The 17,823-nt window shown below is 69.2% G+C and carries 19 protein-coding genes; 4 read left to right on the top strand and 15 right to left on the bottom strand.

Going from position 1 to position 17,823, the window contains the following annotated elements:
* The first annotated feature begins 804 nt into the window (after positions 1-804).
* The 3 genes from FNH09_RS02490 (at position 805) to FNH09_RS02480 (ending at position 3,295) form a co-directional block, all read left to right on the top strand.
* Positions 805-1,380 carry a TetR/AcrR family transcriptional regulator gene (locus FNH09_RS02490; RefSeq protein ID WP_152884615.1) on the top strand — a complete coding sequence of 192 codons (576 nt, stop codon included), beginning with the start codon at positions 805-807 and terminating at the stop codon, positions 1,378-1,380.
* Positions 1,381-1,472: 92 nt separating this feature from the next.
* Positions 1,473-2,267: an oxidoreductase gene (locus FNH09_RS02485; RefSeq protein WP_152884613.1), complete on the top strand. Its 795-nt coding sequence runs from the start codon at positions 1,473-1,475 to the stop codon at positions 2,265-2,267.
* Between the two features lie 440 nt (positions 2,268-2,707).
* On the top strand, positions 2,708-3,295 hold the full coding sequence (locus FNH09_RS02480; RefSeq protein WP_152884611.1) for a TetR/AcrR family transcriptional regulator: 588 nt from the start codon (positions 2,708-2,710) through the stop codon (positions 3,293-3,295).
* 50 nt (positions 3,296-3,345) lie between these two features.
* Here FNH09_RS02480 and FNH09_RS02475 read toward each other — a convergent pair whose 3' ends face one another.
* The 14 genes from FNH09_RS02475 to FNH09_RS02420 form a co-directional block, all read right to left on the bottom strand.
* The gene (locus tag FNH09_RS02475; RefSeq protein ID WP_162468014.1) at positions 3,346-4,194 is read right to left on the bottom strand and encodes an alpha/beta fold hydrolase; all 849 of its coding nucleotides are present in this window, start codon (positions 4,192-4,194) and stop codon (positions 3,346-3,348) included.
* A 166-nt stretch (positions 4,195-4,360) separates the two neighbouring features.
* Positions 4,361-4,723: a winged helix-turn-helix transcriptional regulator gene (locus FNH09_RS02470; RefSeq protein ID WP_202919574.1), complete on the bottom strand. Its 363-nt coding sequence runs from the start codon at positions 4,721-4,723 to the stop codon at positions 4,361-4,363.
* Between the two features lie 270 nt (positions 4,724-4,993).
* Entirely contained in the window at positions 4,994-5,398 is a 405-nt protein-coding gene (locus tag FNH09_RS02465) for a DUF6009 family protein (RefSeq protein WP_162468013.1), read from the bottom strand.
* Positions 5,395-6,930 carry a DNA primase family protein gene (locus tag FNH09_RS02460; protein ID WP_152884606.1) on the bottom strand — a complete coding sequence of 512 codons (1,536 nt, stop codon included), beginning with the start codon at positions 6,928-6,930 and terminating at the stop codon, positions 5,395-5,397. Before FNH09_RS02460 ends, FNH09_RS02465 begins: the two co-directional genes overlap by 4 nt.
* Positions 6,927-8,018, bottom strand: a complete 1,092-nt coding sequence (locus tag FNH09_RS02455; RefSeq protein WP_202919573.1) for a bifunctional DNA primase/polymerase — start codon at positions 8,016-8,018, stop codon at positions 6,927-6,929. The genes FNH09_RS02460 and FNH09_RS02455 overlap by 4 nt, the downstream gene beginning before the upstream one ends.
* A gap of 946 nt (positions 8,019-8,964) precedes the next feature.
* The gene (locus FNH09_RS02450) at positions 8,965-9,756 is read right to left on the bottom strand and encodes an SDR family NAD(P)-dependent oxidoreductase (protein ID WP_162468012.1); all 792 of its coding nucleotides are present in this window, start codon (positions 9,754-9,756) and stop codon (positions 8,965-8,967) included.
* Positions 9,757-10,171: 415 nt separating this feature from the next.
* The gene (locus FNH09_RS02445) at positions 10,172-10,651 is read right to left on the bottom strand and encodes a cupin domain-containing protein (protein ID WP_152884604.1); all 480 of its coding nucleotides are present in this window, start codon (positions 10,649-10,651) and stop codon (positions 10,172-10,174) included.
* Positions 10,652-10,665: 14 nt separating this feature from the next.
* Entirely contained in the window at positions 10,666-11,664 is a 999-nt protein-coding gene (locus tag FNH09_RS02440; protein WP_162468011.1) for an alpha/beta fold hydrolase, read from the bottom strand.
* A gap of 246 nt (positions 11,665-11,910) precedes the next feature.
* Positions 11,911-12,063, bottom strand: coding sequence for a hypothetical protein (locus FNH09_RS46575; RefSeq protein WP_156110794.1), 153 nt, complete (start codon positions 12,061-12,063; stop codon positions 11,911-11,913).
* A complete protein-coding gene (locus FNH09_RS46570; RefSeq protein WP_156110793.1) occupies positions 12,033-12,203 on the bottom strand; it encodes a hypothetical protein in 171 nt (56 codons plus the stop codon). The genes FNH09_RS46575 and FNH09_RS46570 overlap by 31 nt, the downstream gene beginning before the upstream one ends.
* 22 nt (positions 12,204-12,225) lie before the next feature.
* Complete coding sequence (locus tag FNH09_RS02435; RefSeq protein WP_152884601.1) at positions 12,226-12,537, bottom strand: phosphopantetheine-binding protein; 312 nt, start codon at positions 12,535-12,537, stop codon at positions 12,226-12,228.
* The gene (locus FNH09_RS02430) at positions 12,537-13,430 is read right to left on the bottom strand and encodes an AMP-binding protein (RefSeq protein ID WP_162468010.1); all 894 of its coding nucleotides are present in this window, start codon (positions 13,428-13,430) and stop codon (positions 12,537-12,539) included. Before FNH09_RS02430 ends, FNH09_RS02435 begins: the two co-directional genes overlap by 1 nt.
* Before the next feature lie 264 nt (positions 13,431-13,694).
* Positions 13,695-14,693 carry a helix-turn-helix domain-containing protein gene (locus tag FNH09_RS02425; protein WP_162468009.1) on the bottom strand — a complete coding sequence of 333 codons (999 nt, stop codon included), beginning with the start codon at positions 14,691-14,693 and terminating at the stop codon, positions 13,695-13,697.
* Between the two features lie 89 nt (positions 14,694-14,782).
* Positions 14,783-15,745: a helix-turn-helix domain-containing protein gene (locus FNH09_RS02420; protein ID WP_162468008.1), complete on the bottom strand. Its 963-nt coding sequence runs from the start codon at positions 15,743-15,745 to the stop codon at positions 14,783-14,785.
* Between the two features lie 527 nt (positions 15,746-16,272).
* Between FNH09_RS02420 and FNH09_RS02415 the strand changes: the two genes are divergently transcribed.
* Entirely contained in the window at positions 16,273-17,022 is a 750-nt protein-coding gene (locus FNH09_RS02415; RefSeq protein ID WP_238426405.1) for a hypothetical protein, read from the top strand.
* A gap of 51 nt (positions 17,023-17,073) precedes the next feature.
* Here the strand turns inward: FNH09_RS02415 and FNH09_RS02410 are convergent, their stop codons facing one another.
* A complete protein-coding gene (locus tag FNH09_RS02410; RefSeq protein ID WP_152884593.1) occupies positions 17,074-17,349 on the bottom strand; it encodes a WhiB family transcriptional regulator in 276 nt (91 codons plus the stop codon).
* Between the last annotated feature and the right edge of the window lie 474 nt (positions 17,350-17,823).

Here is a 17,823-nt window from a genome sequence, read left to right as displayed (position 1 = left end):
TCAGGCATGGCACCCCTATTCGAAAAAGTGGCGTCGGCTGTGCGCGCTCTCGATCGCGCCGACCGACGGAGGCGGTCGGCAGGCGCGGAGCCGTAGGCGGCCGTCGCTCTGCGGGACCCTCGGCCGGCGAAGCCGGGCTCGGTGCGCAACAGGGATACGGAGTGCCCGGGAACACGGGCCCGCACCCGGCAGGGAGCACCGACCGGGGATCGGACCTTCCTTCGCCTCCCGCCTGCGTGGGGGACGACAGGATCGGAACGCGGGGCTCCAGGGCCGAGAGGTTTCGGTCCCGCTCGCGCCTCCGCCCCCATGGCCGAGGCGCGAGCGGGGTTCTGCGAGGGGCTGTCCCGGGATGGGAGGGCACATCAGGTGTCCGCTTGCGTCCCGCCGTCGCGGCGCGGTCCGACGGGGGGGGAGTTCTCGCGACGGCAGCGGGGGCGTATGAGGCGGCCTGCAGCGCTCCAGGCCTCCGCCGGGGAGCAAAGGGCCTGGACCGCTGCAGGAAGCCGATCCGGATCGATCAGCCGCTCCGCCAGTCCGCACCCGGCACCCTCCATCCAGGGCGACCGGGCCGACACTGCGAGCCTCGCAGCGACGACCGCGGCCCGGCAAGCGTGATCGGCCGATCATGCCCTCATGGACTGCGCGCATGACCCGTCAGGCAGTCTTGCGCCCGCCTCACCGGATCCTGCCCGGTCGTGACCGGGCAGCGCCGAAGCATGTCCTCGCCCGCGCAGACGGCACCGGCAAGTGAGACCGACCATAATTGATTGACTATTCCATAAAGGGCGCTACCCTGGCGCCATGGCTCGTACCAGGGAGTTCGACATCGACCAGGCGGTGGACCGCGCCATGGACCTGTTCTGGCGCCGCGGCTATGCCGAGACGTCCCTGCAGGACCTGTTGAAGGAGCTGTCGATAGGCAGCGGGAGCTTCTACGCGGCCTTCGGCTCGAAGGAGCAGCTCTACCTCCGCTCCCTCGAACGCTACGTCTCCATGCAGCACGCCGATCTGAAGAAGATCCTCGACGGGGCGCCGGAGATCCGGCCGGCCGTCCGCACGCTGCTCGCCTCACTGGTCGAGATGGACTTGGCCGACCCCGTGCGCGGCTGCCTCGTGGTCAACAGCGCCACGCAGTGCGGCAACCTGCCCGCGGCCGGGGACCGCGTCAACTCGGCGATCAGGCATGTCGAGTCGTTCATCGCCGGCGCCCTGGAGCAGGCGCAGGCGCGGGGTGAGATCTCGCCCGAGAAGGATCCGAGAGAGCTGGCCCGGTTCCTCACCACGTTCATCCAGGGGATACGGATCGTGGGCCAGGCGAAGGTGGGCAGGGAGTTCGTTGAGGACGCCCTCACCACGGCGATGCGCGCACTGGACTGACCGCCGCAGGGCCGCTCACCGTCGGCCGCCATGCCCGCATCCGCGATGCGTTCTACCCTGATTTTGTATCGACCGCTCCAAAAGGGACCGTCATGGAACTGCACCTCACGGACAAGGTCGCCGTCGTCACCGGAGCCAGCAAGGGCATCGGCCTGGCCGTGGTCGAGAAACTGGCCGGGGAGGGCGTCAAGGTCGTGGCCGGCAGCCGTACCTCCACGCCCGAACTGGACGCCCTGGCAGCCGAGCACGATGTCACCTTCGTACCGGTCGACCTGTCCACCGTGGAAGGGGCCGAGCGGCTGGTCCAGCAGGCCGTGGAGCGCTACGGCCGCATCGACGTCCTCGTCAACAACGTCGGCGCGGCCGAGCCCCGGGAGTCGTTCCTCGACGTCAGCGACGCCGACTGGCTGCGGATCTTCGATCTCACGTTCTTCAGCGCCGTACGCACCAGCCGCGCGGCCCTCCCCCATCTGATCGCGGCGGGCGGCGGGGCCATCGTGAACATCAGCTCGATCAACGCCCGGCTGCCCTTCCCCATGGTGGTCGACTACTCGGCGGCCAAGGCCGCCCTGACCAACCTCAACAAGTCCCTGTCCGAGGAGTTCGCACCGCAGGGCGTGCGCGTCAACGCGATCGCCCCCGGCCCGGTCCGCACCCCCTTCTGGACCGCCCCGGGCGGCTTCGCCGACGCCACCGCCGCGAGCGCCGGCATCACCGCCCAGGAAGCGCTCGACGTGGTCGTGCCGCAGAGCATGGGGATCACCACCGGACGGATCACCGAGGCGCACGAGGTCGCCGACCTCACCCTGTTCCTCGCCTCCCCTCTCGCCGCCAACATCACGGGAACGGAGAGCGTCATCGACGGCGGACAGATCAAGACGCTCTGACATCCGGCACCCGCGCACACCGGCACAGCCGCGCCCGGCCTGCGAGGTCCCGCGGACCAGTCCCCGCGGACCACGGGCCGGGCTCCGCGAAGCACACGGCAGCACCGAGCAGCCGGACGCCGCTACCCCACCCACCCCGACCACCGTTCGCCGGAACGTCACCGAGGCCGCCCCGAGACCGGGGCGGCCTCGACCGCACAGCACCACACTCCAGAAGGACGCGCTCGCGCCCCCGCCTGCGCTGCCGGGCGGCACGGCGTCGACGACGGTGGGATCCAGCACGTCCATGCCGGAGCCGGAACCGTGGTGGTCAGGATTCACCTGCCCCAAAGCGGGGCCGGCCCGTGCGGGGGCCGCTCCCCCGGGGACTCGGCGCGCGGTGATCGATCCGAATCGGGACGGCCGAGGCAAGAAAAGAAAGACCGTTCTACACTTTTGGCATGTCGAAGCCAACAGATGCGAGCGCGCCGATTCGTCGTTCCGAAGCGCGCGAACGGCTTCTGGGCACCGCGAGCCGGCTCTTCTACAGCGAAGGCATCCGCGCGGTCGGAGTGGACCGAGTCATGGCGGAGGCCGAGGTGGCACGGGCCACCTTCTACCGGCACTTCGACGGCAAGGACGACCTGGTGCGCGCGTACCTCCAGGCGGCCGACCTCGAGATCCGGGAGCAGGTCGGTGCGGCCGAGAAGGCGATCTCGGCGCCCGCCGACTTTCTCATGGCGGTCGCGCACGGCATCGGCGACGAGGTGTGCGGCACGGGATTCCGCGGGTGTCCGTTCATCAACGCCGCCGCCGAATACCCGGACCCCGAAAGCGTGGTCCACCAGGCGGTACTGAGTCACCGGCGCTGGTTCCGTGAAGTGCTGCGGAAGGCCTTCCAGCGACTCGGAGCGGCCGGCCCCGAGCAGTCCGCCGACTCGATGGTGGCGCTGCGCGACGGCGCGATGGTGGCCGGCTACCTCGGCGACCCCCGAGCGGCCGGTGCCGTCCTGGTCCATGGAACGTCTGCGCTCCTCGCGGCGCGCTGAACGGCCGGCGGTCCCGCTTCTCACCGGGACCGCCTGCCCCGTGGGGCCTGTCACCGCGCGGTGGCGGCCTGCTCGACGAGGCGGGTCACGGCGTGCGGGTCCGTCACGGCCACGGCGTGGGGACCGTCGACCTCGACGGTGTGCGCGTGGGCCCGGGCGGCCATGGCCCGCTCGGCGGCCGCGGGGATGGTGTGGTCGTCATCGGCGACCAGGTACCACGAAGGGATGGTCTTCCATGCCGGGGTGCCGGAAGGCTCGCCCACGGCCTGGACCGATATGGGCCGCTGCGTGGCGGCGAGCTCGGCGGCCTTGGCCGTGTTGACCTGGTTACTGAGGAAGACGTCGCGGAATTTGTCGGCCTTGATGTAGAGGTCGGTGCCGGTGCTGCCGTCGGCCTGGGTGAACGGAACCGGGTTCAGGGCCCTGGGCAGCGGGGCGTCCGGGGCGGCGCCGAGGTGGGTACCGGGGTACTTGGCGAGCAGATCCGCGGTGCTCTCGCCCTTGTCGGGAGCGAAGGCAGCCACGTAGACGAGAGCCTTCACATGGGGGTTCCCGGTCGCGGCGTTGGTGATGACGGCGCCGCCGTAGGAGTGGCCCACCAGGACGATCGGGCCCTTGACGGTCTTGAGGTAGTCGGACAGGTACGAGGCGTCGCTGGCGAGGCCGCGCAGAGGGGTCGCGGGTGCCGTCACCGGATAGCCGTCGGCCTGCAGGCGCTTGACGACCCCGCTCCAGCTCGACGAGTCCGCCCATGCGCCGTGCACGAGGACCACGGTCGGCTTCGCTTCGGGCTCGGCGTGATGGTTCGACGTGGCGAAAGCGGTGGTGCTCACGCCTGCTGCCAGTGCGAGCGTCGTGGTGGCGAGGGCCGCGATACGGCCGGGGCGATGCTGGAACACCTGTCTTCTCCTTCAGTGGTACACCGTCTCGACAGTGCAGACAGAACGTTCTGTCTCTATCGAATCTAGCGCCGGACCCATGCACCGGCAACGGAAGGAACGGGAAGATAGGTCACACCCGGAACCGGGAATGAACGGTCGGCGGCCTCATGGGCCGGGAAGGGCGCTAAAGGATGTCCGGGTTCGCCCGCCGGGGGCGGGTCACGTGCCGCGCCCCCCACTCCCCCAGCGCGGCAAGGACCGGAGACAAGTCCTCCCCCACCGCCGTGAGCACGTACTCGTAGCGCCTGGGGTGGTCGCAATACCGTCGGCGCGCGATGACACCGGCCCTCTCCAGCTTGCGCAGCCGTTCGGACAGCGTGGCCGCGGGCACACCCGTATTGATCTGGATCTCGTTGAACCGGTGTGTCCCGAAGCACAGCTCCCTGACGACGAGGAGGCTCCATCGGTCACCGACGACCTTCAGCGCGTCGGCGATGGAGGAGACCCGGGGGGCTCCACCGTCAGGGGAATCGGTCGTGGGACACACGTGGCACAGAGCAACCCTCCAGGCCATGGGCCCATCCAGGACGGAGTGGCAGCCAAGCCGGACCACTCCTCGAAGCGGGGTCCTGCCACGTTACGCAACGCCCAGGAGCACCGATCAATACTCGACGCCCAGACGTGCACGACAAGGCCGAGGTGCGGGTACGAAAGGGCGGAGAATGCCGGCCGACCCGAGGACTCGGGATCGCCTCGCCGCCAATGCCCCGGCGGGACAGGAACAGGCGCCCCGGGGGCAGTGCGCCCGCCACGGCTGTCAGTCGGCGGGAAGCACTATGCCCAGGGCGATCATCGCCGGCGAGGCGGGGCCGCCCTCCGAGCGCTCCGTCTTGTAGCCCTTGACGCCCGGGGCGACGGTGCGGGGGTCGATCGCCTCGGACGGCGCGCCTGTCTCGTACAGTCCGTCCGGCTGCTGGTCACGATCGTGCGGCAGGAGCCAGAACACCCGGCGCCGGAACGTGCCCGACGCCCGGGACGGCTTGGCGTCCTTGCCGAGGATCGCGTAGCCGACCATGCGCCCGTCCCGGTGGTAGGCGGGCTTCCCTCGGCGCGAGGGCAACCGGTCCAGGGACTGGCGCACGTAGTCGAGCAGCGTCGGATCCTCGAGCCACACGAGGTCGGTCTCGTAGGCGATCTCCTCGGGGTCGATCAACGCGCTCACGGCTGCCGCTCCTCGATATCCGGGTCGGTAACCAGGCCGATGCCCGGATAGTACTTTCGTGAATTGGACAGGACCATGTCCTTCGGCGAGGCCATTCCCAGCGCCTCACGCACCCGGGCGGCGAACGCACGGGCAGAAACAGGGTTGGCACCTTCGAAACCGCACCAGCGAGTGTACGCACCGTACAACTGCGCCTGCTCGGCGCGCATGCTGTCCTCGACCTTGCAGGACTCGCTCAGGAACCTGCCCACATGATCCTCGGTCTCGGCGTACGCGGTCGTGGCGACCTGGACCCGCACCGGTCCCGCCAGATCCTTCTCGCCCGCGAAGTAGCGCCGGGCACCGTCCACGAGCCAGGCCAGAATGCCCGGGCCCTCCTCCCGCACCAGGACGCTCGCCAGATTGTCGATCTTGCGTTCCTCGGGAACCACCTGTTCGAAGGGGATCAGACGCATCCGGCGCCAGAACGCGAAGCCGCCCGTGTTGACCTCGGGACGGTGGTTGCCCAGCAGCCACAGCTTGTGCGTCGGATGGAAGGAGAAGAAGTCCTGCCGCATACGACGGGCCTTGAGCTTGTCACCGCCCGTCAGAAGCTTGACCCGGGCCTCGTCGAAGCGGTCACCGGGCTTGAGCTCGGAGCAGACGATGATGCGCCGCCCGTGCAGCTCGGCCAGATCAGTGGGGTGCCCCTCGAACACCTTCGCCATCAGGAAGCCCGGCGGAGCAGCATCGGCGTAGTCCCCCATGAGCTGCAGCATCACATCCAGCAGCACACTCTTGCCGTTCTTGCCCTGCCCGTACAGAAACGGCATCACCTGGGCACCCACATCCCCTGAGATGGAATACCCCAACAGCAGGTGCAGGAAATCCGCCGTCCGACGGCCCTCGGCATCCGTGCCGAACGTGTCGTCGAGAAAACGCTGCCAACGCGGCGTGGGCATCACATGCGGTGCGACCGTGGTCGACCGGGAATGATGCTGCGTACCCGGATCCGGGGGCACAAGACCACCGGTACGCAGGTCCACCACACCCTCCGGCGTGCACAGGGCATACGGATCGGCGTCCAGCAGCGACGCATTCATCACCATGCCCGGAGACGCCTTCGCCTGCATCAGCAACGCGCTCATGCCCGACGTGGACAACGCACGACGACGGTGCCGGCGCAGCTCGGCGGCGGTGTACACCCCGGTCGGATCGGTGACGGCGATGGCTTCGGCCATCTCCCCCACCGCCCACAGGACCGTTTCTTCCTCGTCCAGCTGCCACCGATGCCCGGCCCACCGGTACCAGCCCAGACCCGGTACATGCCGGTAGTCGCGCCCGTAGAGCTCCACGAACAGCTTGGCATTGCCCCGGTCGCTCAGGGAGTCCGGCAGCAGCCCTACGGAAGTGGCGACCTGGTGCACGGAACCAGCTGCCGCCTGGGCAGGTACTCCCGGAATCGCCAGAGCTTGCTGAATGGGGCCCTGAAGGATCTGCTGCGCGGCGGCAGCCGGGTCGAACGCACCCGGACCACGTCGGGTCGCGGTCATGCAGGATGTCCTTCGATGTGCAGCGGCCGCCGGGTGCCGGCCTCGAGCCCGCTCCGGATGATCTGGGTCGAACGCCTCTCCTGACCTGGGCGCGCATAGTCCGCGGCACCCCTCAGAACGCCCTCCACGTCCGCGATGGAGACATAGCCGCCGGCAGCCAGACCACCCGCGGTGTACGCGGCACGGTTGAGCTTGTCGGAGAAACCCGCTCCTTCGGCGACCACCGCACAGGCGGCCACCTCGCGCAGCGCCGCTTCCAGAATCTGGGCCGCGCGGCCGCGACCGCCACCCGCCGCGATGACCGCTTGCCGGGCACGCTGCGGCAGCGCCCGCATGCGGGGAACGGAACGCTGCTGGGGCAGATCCAGATGACCGGTGCGGGTCAGCTCGACGGCCAGCCACTCCGGGAGCCTGCGCGGGGTTCTCGTGCTTCCGAGCGGCTTGTACGTACCGGCGGCGGTGGTCGTGCCAGGGGCCACGATGTAGCCGCCGTCGGCGCGGACGTCGACCTGCCAGGCGAGCGCACGCGTGGAGCCCGAGCCGGTGGAGCACCGGAAACGACGCCGGTCGTCGACGCGATACCAGACGTGCAGGCCTCCTGAGGGCGTCCGCACCCTCAGCGTCCCATCGTCCTGTGCGGGATCCTCCTCACCCCGCAGCGCGGCGAGCAGGGCGAGCGTGTGGAAACCATGCTCGAGGCCTTCGAGTTCGACCTGGTCGTGAATGGCGATACCGGGGAGAATCCGGTCCCTGCTGGGGACGGACTCGGCGTGGGCATCGATGTCGAGAACCACCAGTCCTGCGGCGCCGCACGCCACCCCGACGCCGAACTGCGGGTCGCCGGACCACCACCGGTCGATCCGCTCCGGGTTCGTCGTGGCCGCGTGAAATCCGTGACACCAGCGTCCCGCGGCAATGCAGGAACAGTCCGCGTGCGTGTGTCCCTTTTCCTGGCACCGAGGGCAATTCCCTGCGGGCACCTTGCGCCCGGAGGCCAGCGGAAGTACGGGCCAGCCCTGAGCCGCACACCAGCGCGCGATGCTCAGCATGTCGAAACGCCATGCGGCGTGACGGCTGTCGTCGGCCATGCCCAGAGCACCTCATCTCGTTCAGTCGCTCTTCCCGTGAACCCGGTCGACGGCCCACACCGGGGAATAAGTCCTGGTCAGTAAGTCGTGCTTGCTCTCGGAGCGACCGAAGCGACTCAACATCCAAACGGGGTGGACATAACGTAGCCGAGGACCCGTCCGGATTGCCTCCACCCGCAGTCCGGCCGGCGACAGCAGCTGCGCACGGGGCTAGCGACTCAGGAGCGTCGAGTCGCCGGCCTTCCAGCCGTAGCCATAAGCGCAGGTCAGACCCACTTCCATGACCATATGAGCGACCAAAGCGACTCTGGTTCCGATGCAGGACGCACATACGCGCATTTCAAGTCGCCGACCTATATCCACCCTTCGGTCGCTTCAGTCGCTGATCCGGGACAGGCGGCTCTGACCTGCGACTTCGCCAGCGACCGAACGGAGCGACCCCAGCGATCTAGCACCAACCCCCCACAGGCCCCGGACAACAGGACGATGCCCGATAGGACAGACCCCCCGCCCCGAAGGGCACTGCCGGTGCCTCTGCGCAAGCGCCTGTCCTGGTCGCGCCGGTGTCCAGGCCGACGCGGGGGCACGCGGCTGCGGATCGCGTCGGCGATCACCATGCCGACCGAGCAGGACAGCCACCGGCCTGGCTGAGCGAGCCTGCGCGGCACCGCCACCAGATACGACTAGACCGCCGCCTCCTACGAAGCGGCGGCCGGTCACGCGTCGTTTCCGCCCTGGCCGAGATCCGTTTGAAGACGGACCCTGTTGCCTCTCCTCGACCGGGGTGGCTGACGGCGAGGCGTAGCCGGCCAGCCAGGCCCGCAGCGGGGACAGCCGCCTGGCACACCCGGACGCTGCCCAGTTCGGTGTCCTGCTGCTCGACGAATCCGGTCGCCGCACGCCAGGAACCTCGTCGCAACGAGGTCTGAACTCAGGCGACCAAGGGTCAGGGGATGATGCTGCTCACCACGCCGCCGTCGACGCGCAGCGCGGCGCCCGTGGTAGCGGAAGCTGCGTCGGAGCCGACGTAGTGGACGAGGTTGGCGATCTCTTCGGGGCGGATGAGCCGTCCCAGAAGCGACGTGGGACGCTCCTCGGCAATGAAGCGGCGTTCGGCCTCCTCGAAGGAAATGCCGTCGCCGACACGCTCGGCGATGAAGACCCGGACACCCGGAGTGAGGGTGGGACCCGGAAGGACGGTGTTGACCGTGACGCCGGTCCCGGCGACCTCCTGGGCGAATCCGCGGGCGACGGCCAGCTGGGTCGTCTTCGTGGCGCCGTAGTGAATCATTTCCTTGGGGATGTTGATGCCCGACTCGCTGCTGATGAAGACGACGCGGCCCCACCCGCGCTGCACCATGCCGGGACCGTAGTGGCGGGTGAGCCGGATACCGCTGAGGACATTGGTCTCGAAGTAGCGGATCCATTCCTCGTCCGTGATCTCGAACGCGGGCTTCGCGTCGAAGATCCCGGCGTTGTTGACGAGGACGTCCACGTCCGGCACGGCGTCCGTCACCGCGCGGACGCCTGCCGTGGTGCTGACGTCGCCGGCGACGGCGCGGACCTCGCCGTCGCCAGCGGCGGCGCGGATGCGTTCGGCGGCGTTCTTGGTGCGCTGGGTGTCGCGGCCGTTGACGATGACTTCGGCTCCGTCGCGGGCGAAGGCGGTGGCGATCGCCTCGCCGATGCCGGAGGTGGAGCCGGTGACGAGGACGGTACGGCGTGGCGTGGCGTTCACGGATGTCTCTCCTGGTCCGGTGGAAGTCGTCCGGGCTTTCCCAACCGCACAAGTCGTGGCTTTGACCTCGGCGGACAGTCGGCGGGGCGGCCCGCGGCGGGGCAGTTGTCGTGGTGATGCCAGAGCGCGAGGGCGTTGGGCGCATCCCGGAAGAGGGGGCGCGGGTGGCGTGTCAATCACACCAAGGCCGGGCCGCGTGAGCGCCCCGTAGTTCCGTGCGGACGGGCCGGCACGGTGCCTTCCCTGGCGGATCGATCGGCTTGTGTGCGCATCGCGAACGGGTGCGGCTCGGTGGACTCGGGCTGTGGTGGGTCGCAGTCCTGCCCGGTCGCCCTGGTCTGGGGGGGGGCGGCCACTGGGCCGGAGTCGCACCCGTCGCGGATCTGGTCGCCTCCGCCCGATGGGGCGGACTGCTTCACAGAGTCGGTGGCGGCCCGGTGACACGCAGGTTGAAGGCCTCGGCGGAGGCCACGACCGCTCCGAGGTCGAATTCCGGTGGCAGGTCTCCGGCCTCGGCCACCGAGATGCCGTTGCTCCGGAAGTACTCCTCGATGCGGGCCGGGCTGAACAGTGCCGCTATCCGTGCGCCTTCGGGTGAGCGCACCAGGTAGCTGTGCGGGATCCCGCGCGGTCCGTAGGCGACCTGCCCCGGCACCAGGTCGTGGCGCTGGTCGCCGACGAAGAAGGTCACCTCGCCGTCGAGGACGAACCAGACCTCCTCCTCGTTCTCGTGGACGTGGTGCGGGGGCGCGTGGCCGATCGGGTCGGCGAACTCCATGAGGCTGAGCCGGTTGTCGGTGGCGGTGCCGGGAAGCAGGATCCGGGCCTGGCCGCCGAGGAACCAGAACGGTTCACGCTCGGCTGTCTGGTCGAAGGTCGGGAAGAACTGCGTCATCTTCGCTCCTGATGTCATCGTCGGCTACCGAGGAAGTGCAGGAGCAGGTCCGTCATTTCCTTCGGGTGTTCCTCGTAGATCCAGTGGCCGGAGTCGCGGACGACGACCGGCGTGACGTGGGTGGCGTACTGGCGGGCCTGCTTGCCGACCGAGGAGCCGAGGCTGCCGTCGGCGCCGATCGCGAGCACCGGCATGGCCAGCTTCGTCTTCTGGAAGCGCGCGTTGTCGGCGATGTCCTGCGGGAAAGTCCGGAACCAGGCGAAGGACGCCTCAAGGTGGGCGTAGTCGCTCAGGTAGGAGGAGAAGACCTGGAGGTCGTCGTCGGTGAGGGCGTCCTTGTGCACGGCGATGCCGCGCATGAAGCCGGTGGTCCAGGTCAGTTCACGGCCCTGGATCAGGGACTCCGGCAGGCCGGTCTGGAGCGAGAAGAAGCCGAAGTGCCACGCCCCGGGGCCCTGCGCGGTCAGCGACGGGAAGTCGTAGATGCCCGAGTCCGGGATCGGGGCCTCGCTGAGCACCAGCTTCTTGACGCTGTGCGGGTACTGGGCGGCGTAGGAGTAGGCGACCATGGTGCCGATGTCGTGGCCGACGACGTTCACGTCCTGGTCCTTGCCGAGGGAGGCGAGGAGGGCGTGCAGGTCGGCGGCCATGGTCTTCTTGTCGTAGCCGGACGCGGGGGCGTCACTCTTGCCGGCGCCGGGCAGATCGGGTGCGACGACCGTGTAGTGCTCGGCCAGGGCGGGCATGATGTCGTGCCACTCGTACCAGGTCTGCGGGTAGCCGTGGATGAGGACCAGGGTGGGGCCGTGGCCGCCGATCACGTAGTTGATGCCGGTGCCGGCCACCTTGACCTTGTGCTCGCTGAAACCGGCCGGGACCTGCTCGCCGGACGACGAGGGCGAGGCTGCCTGCGTGTCGGAGGCCGCGGCCGTGACGGTGATCGAGCCGAGGCCCACGGCCAGGGCGAGGACCGCGGCTGCCAGGCCACGGGATCCGGACAGACGGAATTTCACTGATGTCTCCAAACGGGGCAAGGGGGGCGGGGCTGAGACGCCGTGTGGTGACGGCGGGTCAGAGGCATTCGACGGGGGCCGGTCGATGACGACCGCGGCGCCGGTGATGTAGGCCGCCCGGGGTCAGTGAGCTGGAACGAGCGACGGGTAACAGCGGCCGCACGGGCGATGCGGCCGACGCTGATCCGGTGTGTCCACGAAACCGGAAGTGATGGTCGTTTCGCACCGGGGTGCTACCCCAGTGGGTCAGGGGTGGTTGCCGAAGGGGCCGAAGATGCCGGTGTCGATGCGGAGGGATTCGAGGAGGGCCCAGGCGTTGTCCCGGGTGAGGACGTCGGCGGCGGCGAGGACGCCGACGTCCAGCTGGATCAGGACGCCCTCGCCGGCGGCCCGTACCAAAGGGTGCCGATGACGATGTCCTCCGTCGCGACGCGCGGCGTGGTGTTGTGGGCGATCATGGTGTAGCAGAGCAGTTCGGTCACGGCCGGGGTGAGATCGTCCGCCGCGCGGCAGGCGGCCAATTGGCTGGGATGCGACAACAGCGCGCCACCGCGACGCCGATCATGTAGGCGGTCGTTCCGTCCGGACCGTGGGATGGGCGAGCACGAGGGGGAGTCCCACGTCCCGGCCGATCGCGGCCGTCGCGCACAGGGCCGGCCGCAGCGCCTGGAGCGAGTGCATGCCGGCGTCGAAGAAGTTCTCGTCGGCGCCCGGCCGCACGCCGCGCACCCCGGCGACGAGGGACACGATCATCTCCTCCCGGGCGTCGAGCATCCCTCTCGATGGTCCGGACGGCTTCGGTCTCGTCGCAGTGGACAGCGCCTTCAGGTCCACCTTTCCCTGCACGTTGAGGGAGAAGAAGTTGTGGTTCATCACCAGACGTCACCGATGCTGATCAGTACCTCCAGGTCGGGGAAACCGCCCGGCGTGAGGGGCCGGAGCACCGCCGCGGGCAGCACGGCGTGGGTGGTGCGCCGATCCGTGAGCACGATCGTGAGGGGCTCGCCGGACTGGGCCGGCACGTCCGGGACGTCGAGCCGGACGCCGTTCGTGAGCGTCGGCACGATGTCTGACAGGGCGGCGTCGAAGGCGGGATGCGCGAACAGCAGCACGCGGGTGTGGGAGGGCAGCGGACCGCAGAACGCCCGCTGAGCTCGGGCGAGATGGGTCAGTCCGCGGTGCTCGATCACGACGAGCTTCGGTGTCCCGGTCGATCCGGAGGTGGCGATCCCGTACGCCAGGTCACCGGGCGCGTTGACGTCCCGCACGGGGTCGGCGTGTTCGGTCATGTCGGGCAGGCTCGGGTGGCCGAGGATCGGTCGGCCGAGCACGAGTGAGGCCTTCGCCCGGTGGGCCGCTTCGGCCAGCCACGCCTCGGGACGGCCGGGGGAGAGCGGCAGACAGGCGGCTCCGGCCCGCCACACGGCGAGCACCGCCACCACGAATTCCGCGCTCCGCTCGAAGACGAGGGCGACGATCTCCCCCTTGCCGATGCCGGCTCGAAGGAGTGCGGCGGCTGTCGCGTCCGCCCGGGCGCCAAGTTCGGCGTAGGTGAGGTCACCGTCGTCGGTGTGCAGGGCCACGGCCTCGGGAGAGGACGCGCACCGCCGAGCGATGAGCGCGCCCACCGACTCCCCCTCGGTCGCCGCGTCGTCCTGCGGTCCGTGGACGGTCTGCGGCGCGGGATCGGTCCGGCCCGTCGCCCAGGGCGCGGCGCCGCGAAGGCTGTCGAGGAGGCGGTCGTAAGGGTGCGCGGCGTCAGTCATCAGCGTATGCATGCGTCGTACTCCCGTGCGTCGGCCGCGTTGGCGGGACGCAGGTTGTGAGGTTCATGCAACGCCGCATCGGATGCGGGTGGGATGTCGACGGAGGTGTCGACAAGACGCGCAGGGAGCTGCGTTGCAACTGGTTCACCACGACGCTAGAGCCGGCCGCTTCTCCCGGGATTCCGGACAGTGCACGGGACGTTGTCCGTCAGTGCACTGCCCGGCGGCCCCTACTCGTGTCGGGTGAGGCCGGTAGCGGGTCCGCTACGCGGCGGCCGTGCCCGATGCTGCCACGGACCCCTCGAAGAGTTTCGCGCCGGGGTCTCTCCACTCGGCCGGCGAGATCCCGTAGAGGGACCGGAACGCCCGGCTGAAGTGGGGCGCGCTGGTGAATCCCCACTGGTGGGCCACCGCGGAGATGGAGCGCCTCGTGGCGTCCAGCCCGGCCAGTTCACTACGGCACTTCTGCAGTCGGCACCGCTGGATCCACTGGCCGACTGTTCCGCCGTCGGCCCGGAAGAGCTTGTGGAGGTAGCGGACGGAGATCGAGTTGGCGTGGGCCACGGCCTGCGGCGTGAGGTCGGGATCTTTGATGTTCTGTTCGATGAACCTCTTGATCTCCAGCAGACGGTCGAGACCTGCCGACGCCTGCGAACTCAGGCTCAGGTGTTCCTCGGCCAGGAGAGTCAGCAGATCGATGGCGCTGCTTGCGAGCGGGACTCCTGTGGCCGCGGGGAGGTCTGCGGCCGTGTCGACCAGGTGTGTCAGAAACGCGGCGACCAGTGAGCTCATGGTCGCGTCGGGACGGATCGAGGTCGCCGTGATCCGGTGAAGTTGATCCTCTCTCAGACCGATGAGCTGGCGAGGCAGGACGAGCAACTTCACACGGAACGGGTCGGGGAATTCGAGCGACATGGGCCGTGCCAGATCGTAGAAGACCATTTCCCCAGGCTTCAGGAAGACCTGGCGGTCGTCCTGCTCGACCACAGCGGCGCCTCGGTCCACCAGTATGACGACCAGCAGGCCGCCGTCCTCCTCGATGGGCTGTCGGACCCGCGCCAGCCGCATCCCGCCTCCCTCTGCGGTGGCGAGCTTCAAGTGGCCCAGTCGAAAGGCCCGGACGGCTTCCACGTCCCGCCCGTCGGGCACCGCGACATCGACGACGCCCAGCGTGCTGTGGAGAGCTTGGCGCCAGTGGCCCGCTCCGCGCGGTGTCGGCTCGGCTGCACGGCAGCCGCTCACGACCGGCTCGCGTGACTGCACCGGTGAACGTGGTGCCGTATCGGCCGTCTCGCGGTCGTCACGGACCCCCGGCACCGTACGAGTGGGCGCAAAGTTTTGCATGGCCACCTTCACCTCGAATGCCTGCGCGCCGTGGCCTGGAACTCCCGAGGAGAGATGCCGTAGGCGAGTCTGAAGACGCGACTGAAATGGGAGGCGTTGGCGAAGCCCCAGCTGTGGGCCACCACCGTGACGGTCGGGGCTTGGGACGTCGTCCGTGCCAGTTCCTTGCGGCAGCGCTCCAGACGCTGTTGCTGGATCCACCGGGCCGCGGTGACGCCCTCCGTCTCGAAGAGCTTGTGCAGGTACCTGAGCGACACCTGGTGAGCGGAGGCGATCTCCACAAGGGACAAGTCCGGATCCGCCAGATTCCGCACCATGTACTCCTTGACGCGAAGGAGCATCGCCTGGACCGCGGCAGGCTCCTGGGGAGCCAGCCGCCCGTGCCGCTCCTGGATCAGGCACGCCAGCAGGTCGCAGGTCACCGTGGCGAGTCTGTCGCCCTGCGTGGGAGCGACCGCCTCCGCACTGCTGTCGAGACGCTTCAGATGCCCGGCGAGAAGGGCGGAGAGGGGCTCGTCCCAGCCGAAGGACGTGGCGGTCACGGCCCGCAGTTCGAGATCGCTCACCTTGAGCGCGGACCTGGGGAAATGGAAGGATGTGAGGTTGAACGCCTGCCGGAGCGCCTTGTCGAAGGGGCGCCGGGAATCCGAGAGCGCGAACTGCCCGGGGTGCACGACCGCGTCGCGGCCGTCCTGCGAGCGCTCGGCGACCCCCCGGCGCATCAGCGTGAGCGTCACGGTCTCCTTGCCGTCCCTCGCGATCATCCGGGGCCTGCGGGCGACCGTCTGCGGTCCGGCCGTGACCGTCGAGACCTGCATGAAGCCCATCCGGCGGCTGAGGATCGTCGCCGTCGCAGGCTCGTCCTCGTGCAGCTCGACATCCAGCGGGACGAACGTTCGCGACACCGCGTCCTGCCAGAACTCGGCTCGATCCGAGACGGACAGCGGAGCGGTGGACAGGACCACGGACACGGCGACTCCCTGGCGAGGTCATGCGGACGTGCAGCCGACGCGGCCGACGAGCATGAGCGGTTCCCGGCCCCCTGATCCATCGACGACCAAAGCGACTTGAGGGCTTACGGCGAGCGCTTTCAGCACATCGCACCCGCGCGAGAGGTACCAGGAAGAAGTCCAGGAAGAATTTTCGGTACGCCGTGCAGCACAGGCGCTCCGGCAGCCAGGCCGTCCGCTTCGCGGGCCCGGCCGGCGGGCGGGCCATGGGAGGCGGGCGGCGGCCGCGGCCCCGTGCCCTGGCTCATGGACCTGGGCGGACTCGTCCGGTGATCGACGGACCGGAGGAGAATTCCGGTCGCACAGGACTGGCCCTCACCACAGTTCAGCCGAAGCGGATCCGGCGGGCCAGCAGCTGAAGCACCGCGTGCCCTCCAGGGCGCCGTCACAGCGCTTTCGAGCACATCTTGAGGCCGGGCGTTGACGGTGTCCGGCGACCGACCCAAGGATCACCGTCGAGTTGCGCGTGCCACTCCGCCTCTGCCATCTTGCTCGACCGTCGCCTGGCGCGCGATCTCTCCGGAGCAGCCTGCGGCACCTTCCCGGTGCGCTGGGACACGATGAAGAGCGTTAAGAGGTCGCCCGTGGTCACGCCTGGATTTCCGCGCAACACGCTCGATTCGGAAGGGCTGCCGGTCTGGATACGCGACCTCGCCAGCGAAGACCCCAACCACAGTCTGCACGTCGTACGGGACATGGGACCCGTGCGGGCCCTGGAGGCCCTTCGCGTCGAGCCCGCTTCGATCCAACAGTGCGTGCTTCCCGACCAGAAGCCGAACCGGTACACGTCGCTGCCGAGTGCGGCCCTCGGCGGTGACACGGGAGACGCCGCCACACTGCTCGCCGGCCGCATCGGGCAATGGACCTTCGTCTACGATGACTTGGGATACACCGTTGACGGCGCCGCCGAAGTCCTCTCCCGCGGGGGGCGGACCGCGGTCACGACGGTGTACACCATCAACGGGCACGCCAGTCTCCACTACGCGGTGGACGGCGAGGAGATCGAGGAAGTCGTCATCGACGAACTCAGCCTGGAGGAACGACTTCCCGGCATGTCCACCGAACTGGTCGCCGCGTTCGAGGCCGCCGGGATCGCCGATTGGGAGGACCTCGAACCCGGCGAGGTCGACAGCCTGATCGGCATGCGTGTCGCCTGCGCCATGGCAGGAGCCGTCCTGACGCTGGACGACATCCGCCGGATGCATCTGGTCATGGGGCAACGGAATGCCGGCGACTGACCCTTCTCGCGTCCGGAGGACAGCCGAGGAGCCGCCGCAGATACGAGAAGCTCAATTCCGGTCGGCTACATCGGTGGCGGAACGCCGCTCGTTCTCGGTGCAGCCGCCCCAGACGCCGTACTCCTGCTGCGACGCCCGCGCGAACCGGCCGCAGGGACCGCTCACCGGGCACTCGCGGCAGATGGTCCGTGCCGCTTCTTCCCGCCGTTGACGAGCCCGGCCTCTTTCGCTGTCCGGTGAAAAGAAGACGGAGCTGTCCATGCCCCGGCATGCGGCGTCCTTCTGCCAGGCCCACACCCCAAGAAGCGGCTTGGTGTACGTATTCATGCTCACCCCTTTGAAGATCGGCTGAGCAGCCCTTCGAAGCCGCGCGCATTCCGATGGGGAGGACCACGGCTCGCAGAACGGCGGACAAGGGCCGCAGCGCGCACCCGAAAGAGCGGGATTGTCGTCCCGAACCCTACGAACTCGCACTTCCGGTTTTGCGTCGAGGAACGCACGGGCTCTTGCCCAGGGAGGCACTTGCTCGCGCCGAAGAGCGATGAGCGGCCAGCCGGTCCAGGTGTGACGAACCGTCCGCGGTCAGCGGGTTCACGGACTGGGGCCGGCGACGCGCGCTCCGCGACTCCGTGTGCGCTGAGGGAACAACATCCGTGCACGGAACGGCAAACGGGCAGGCTCGCGGCTCCTAGGCTCCTCTTCGATCCGTCCCGCTCCTAGTCGGTGCCGTCGCCCACCACCCCGCGGGCGCCGCACCTCCCGGCGGCCGTCGCCACCCGGCTCACGGTCGTGGTGAACAGG

The sequence above is a fragment of the Streptomyces adustus genome (assembly GCF_009377175.1).
GTDB lineage: Bacteria > Actinomycetota > Actinomycetes > Streptomycetales > Streptomycetaceae > Streptomyces > Streptomyces adustus.
Note: the sequence above shows the minus strand (reverse complement) of the source record. Positions and strands in the feature narration are given on the sequence as shown.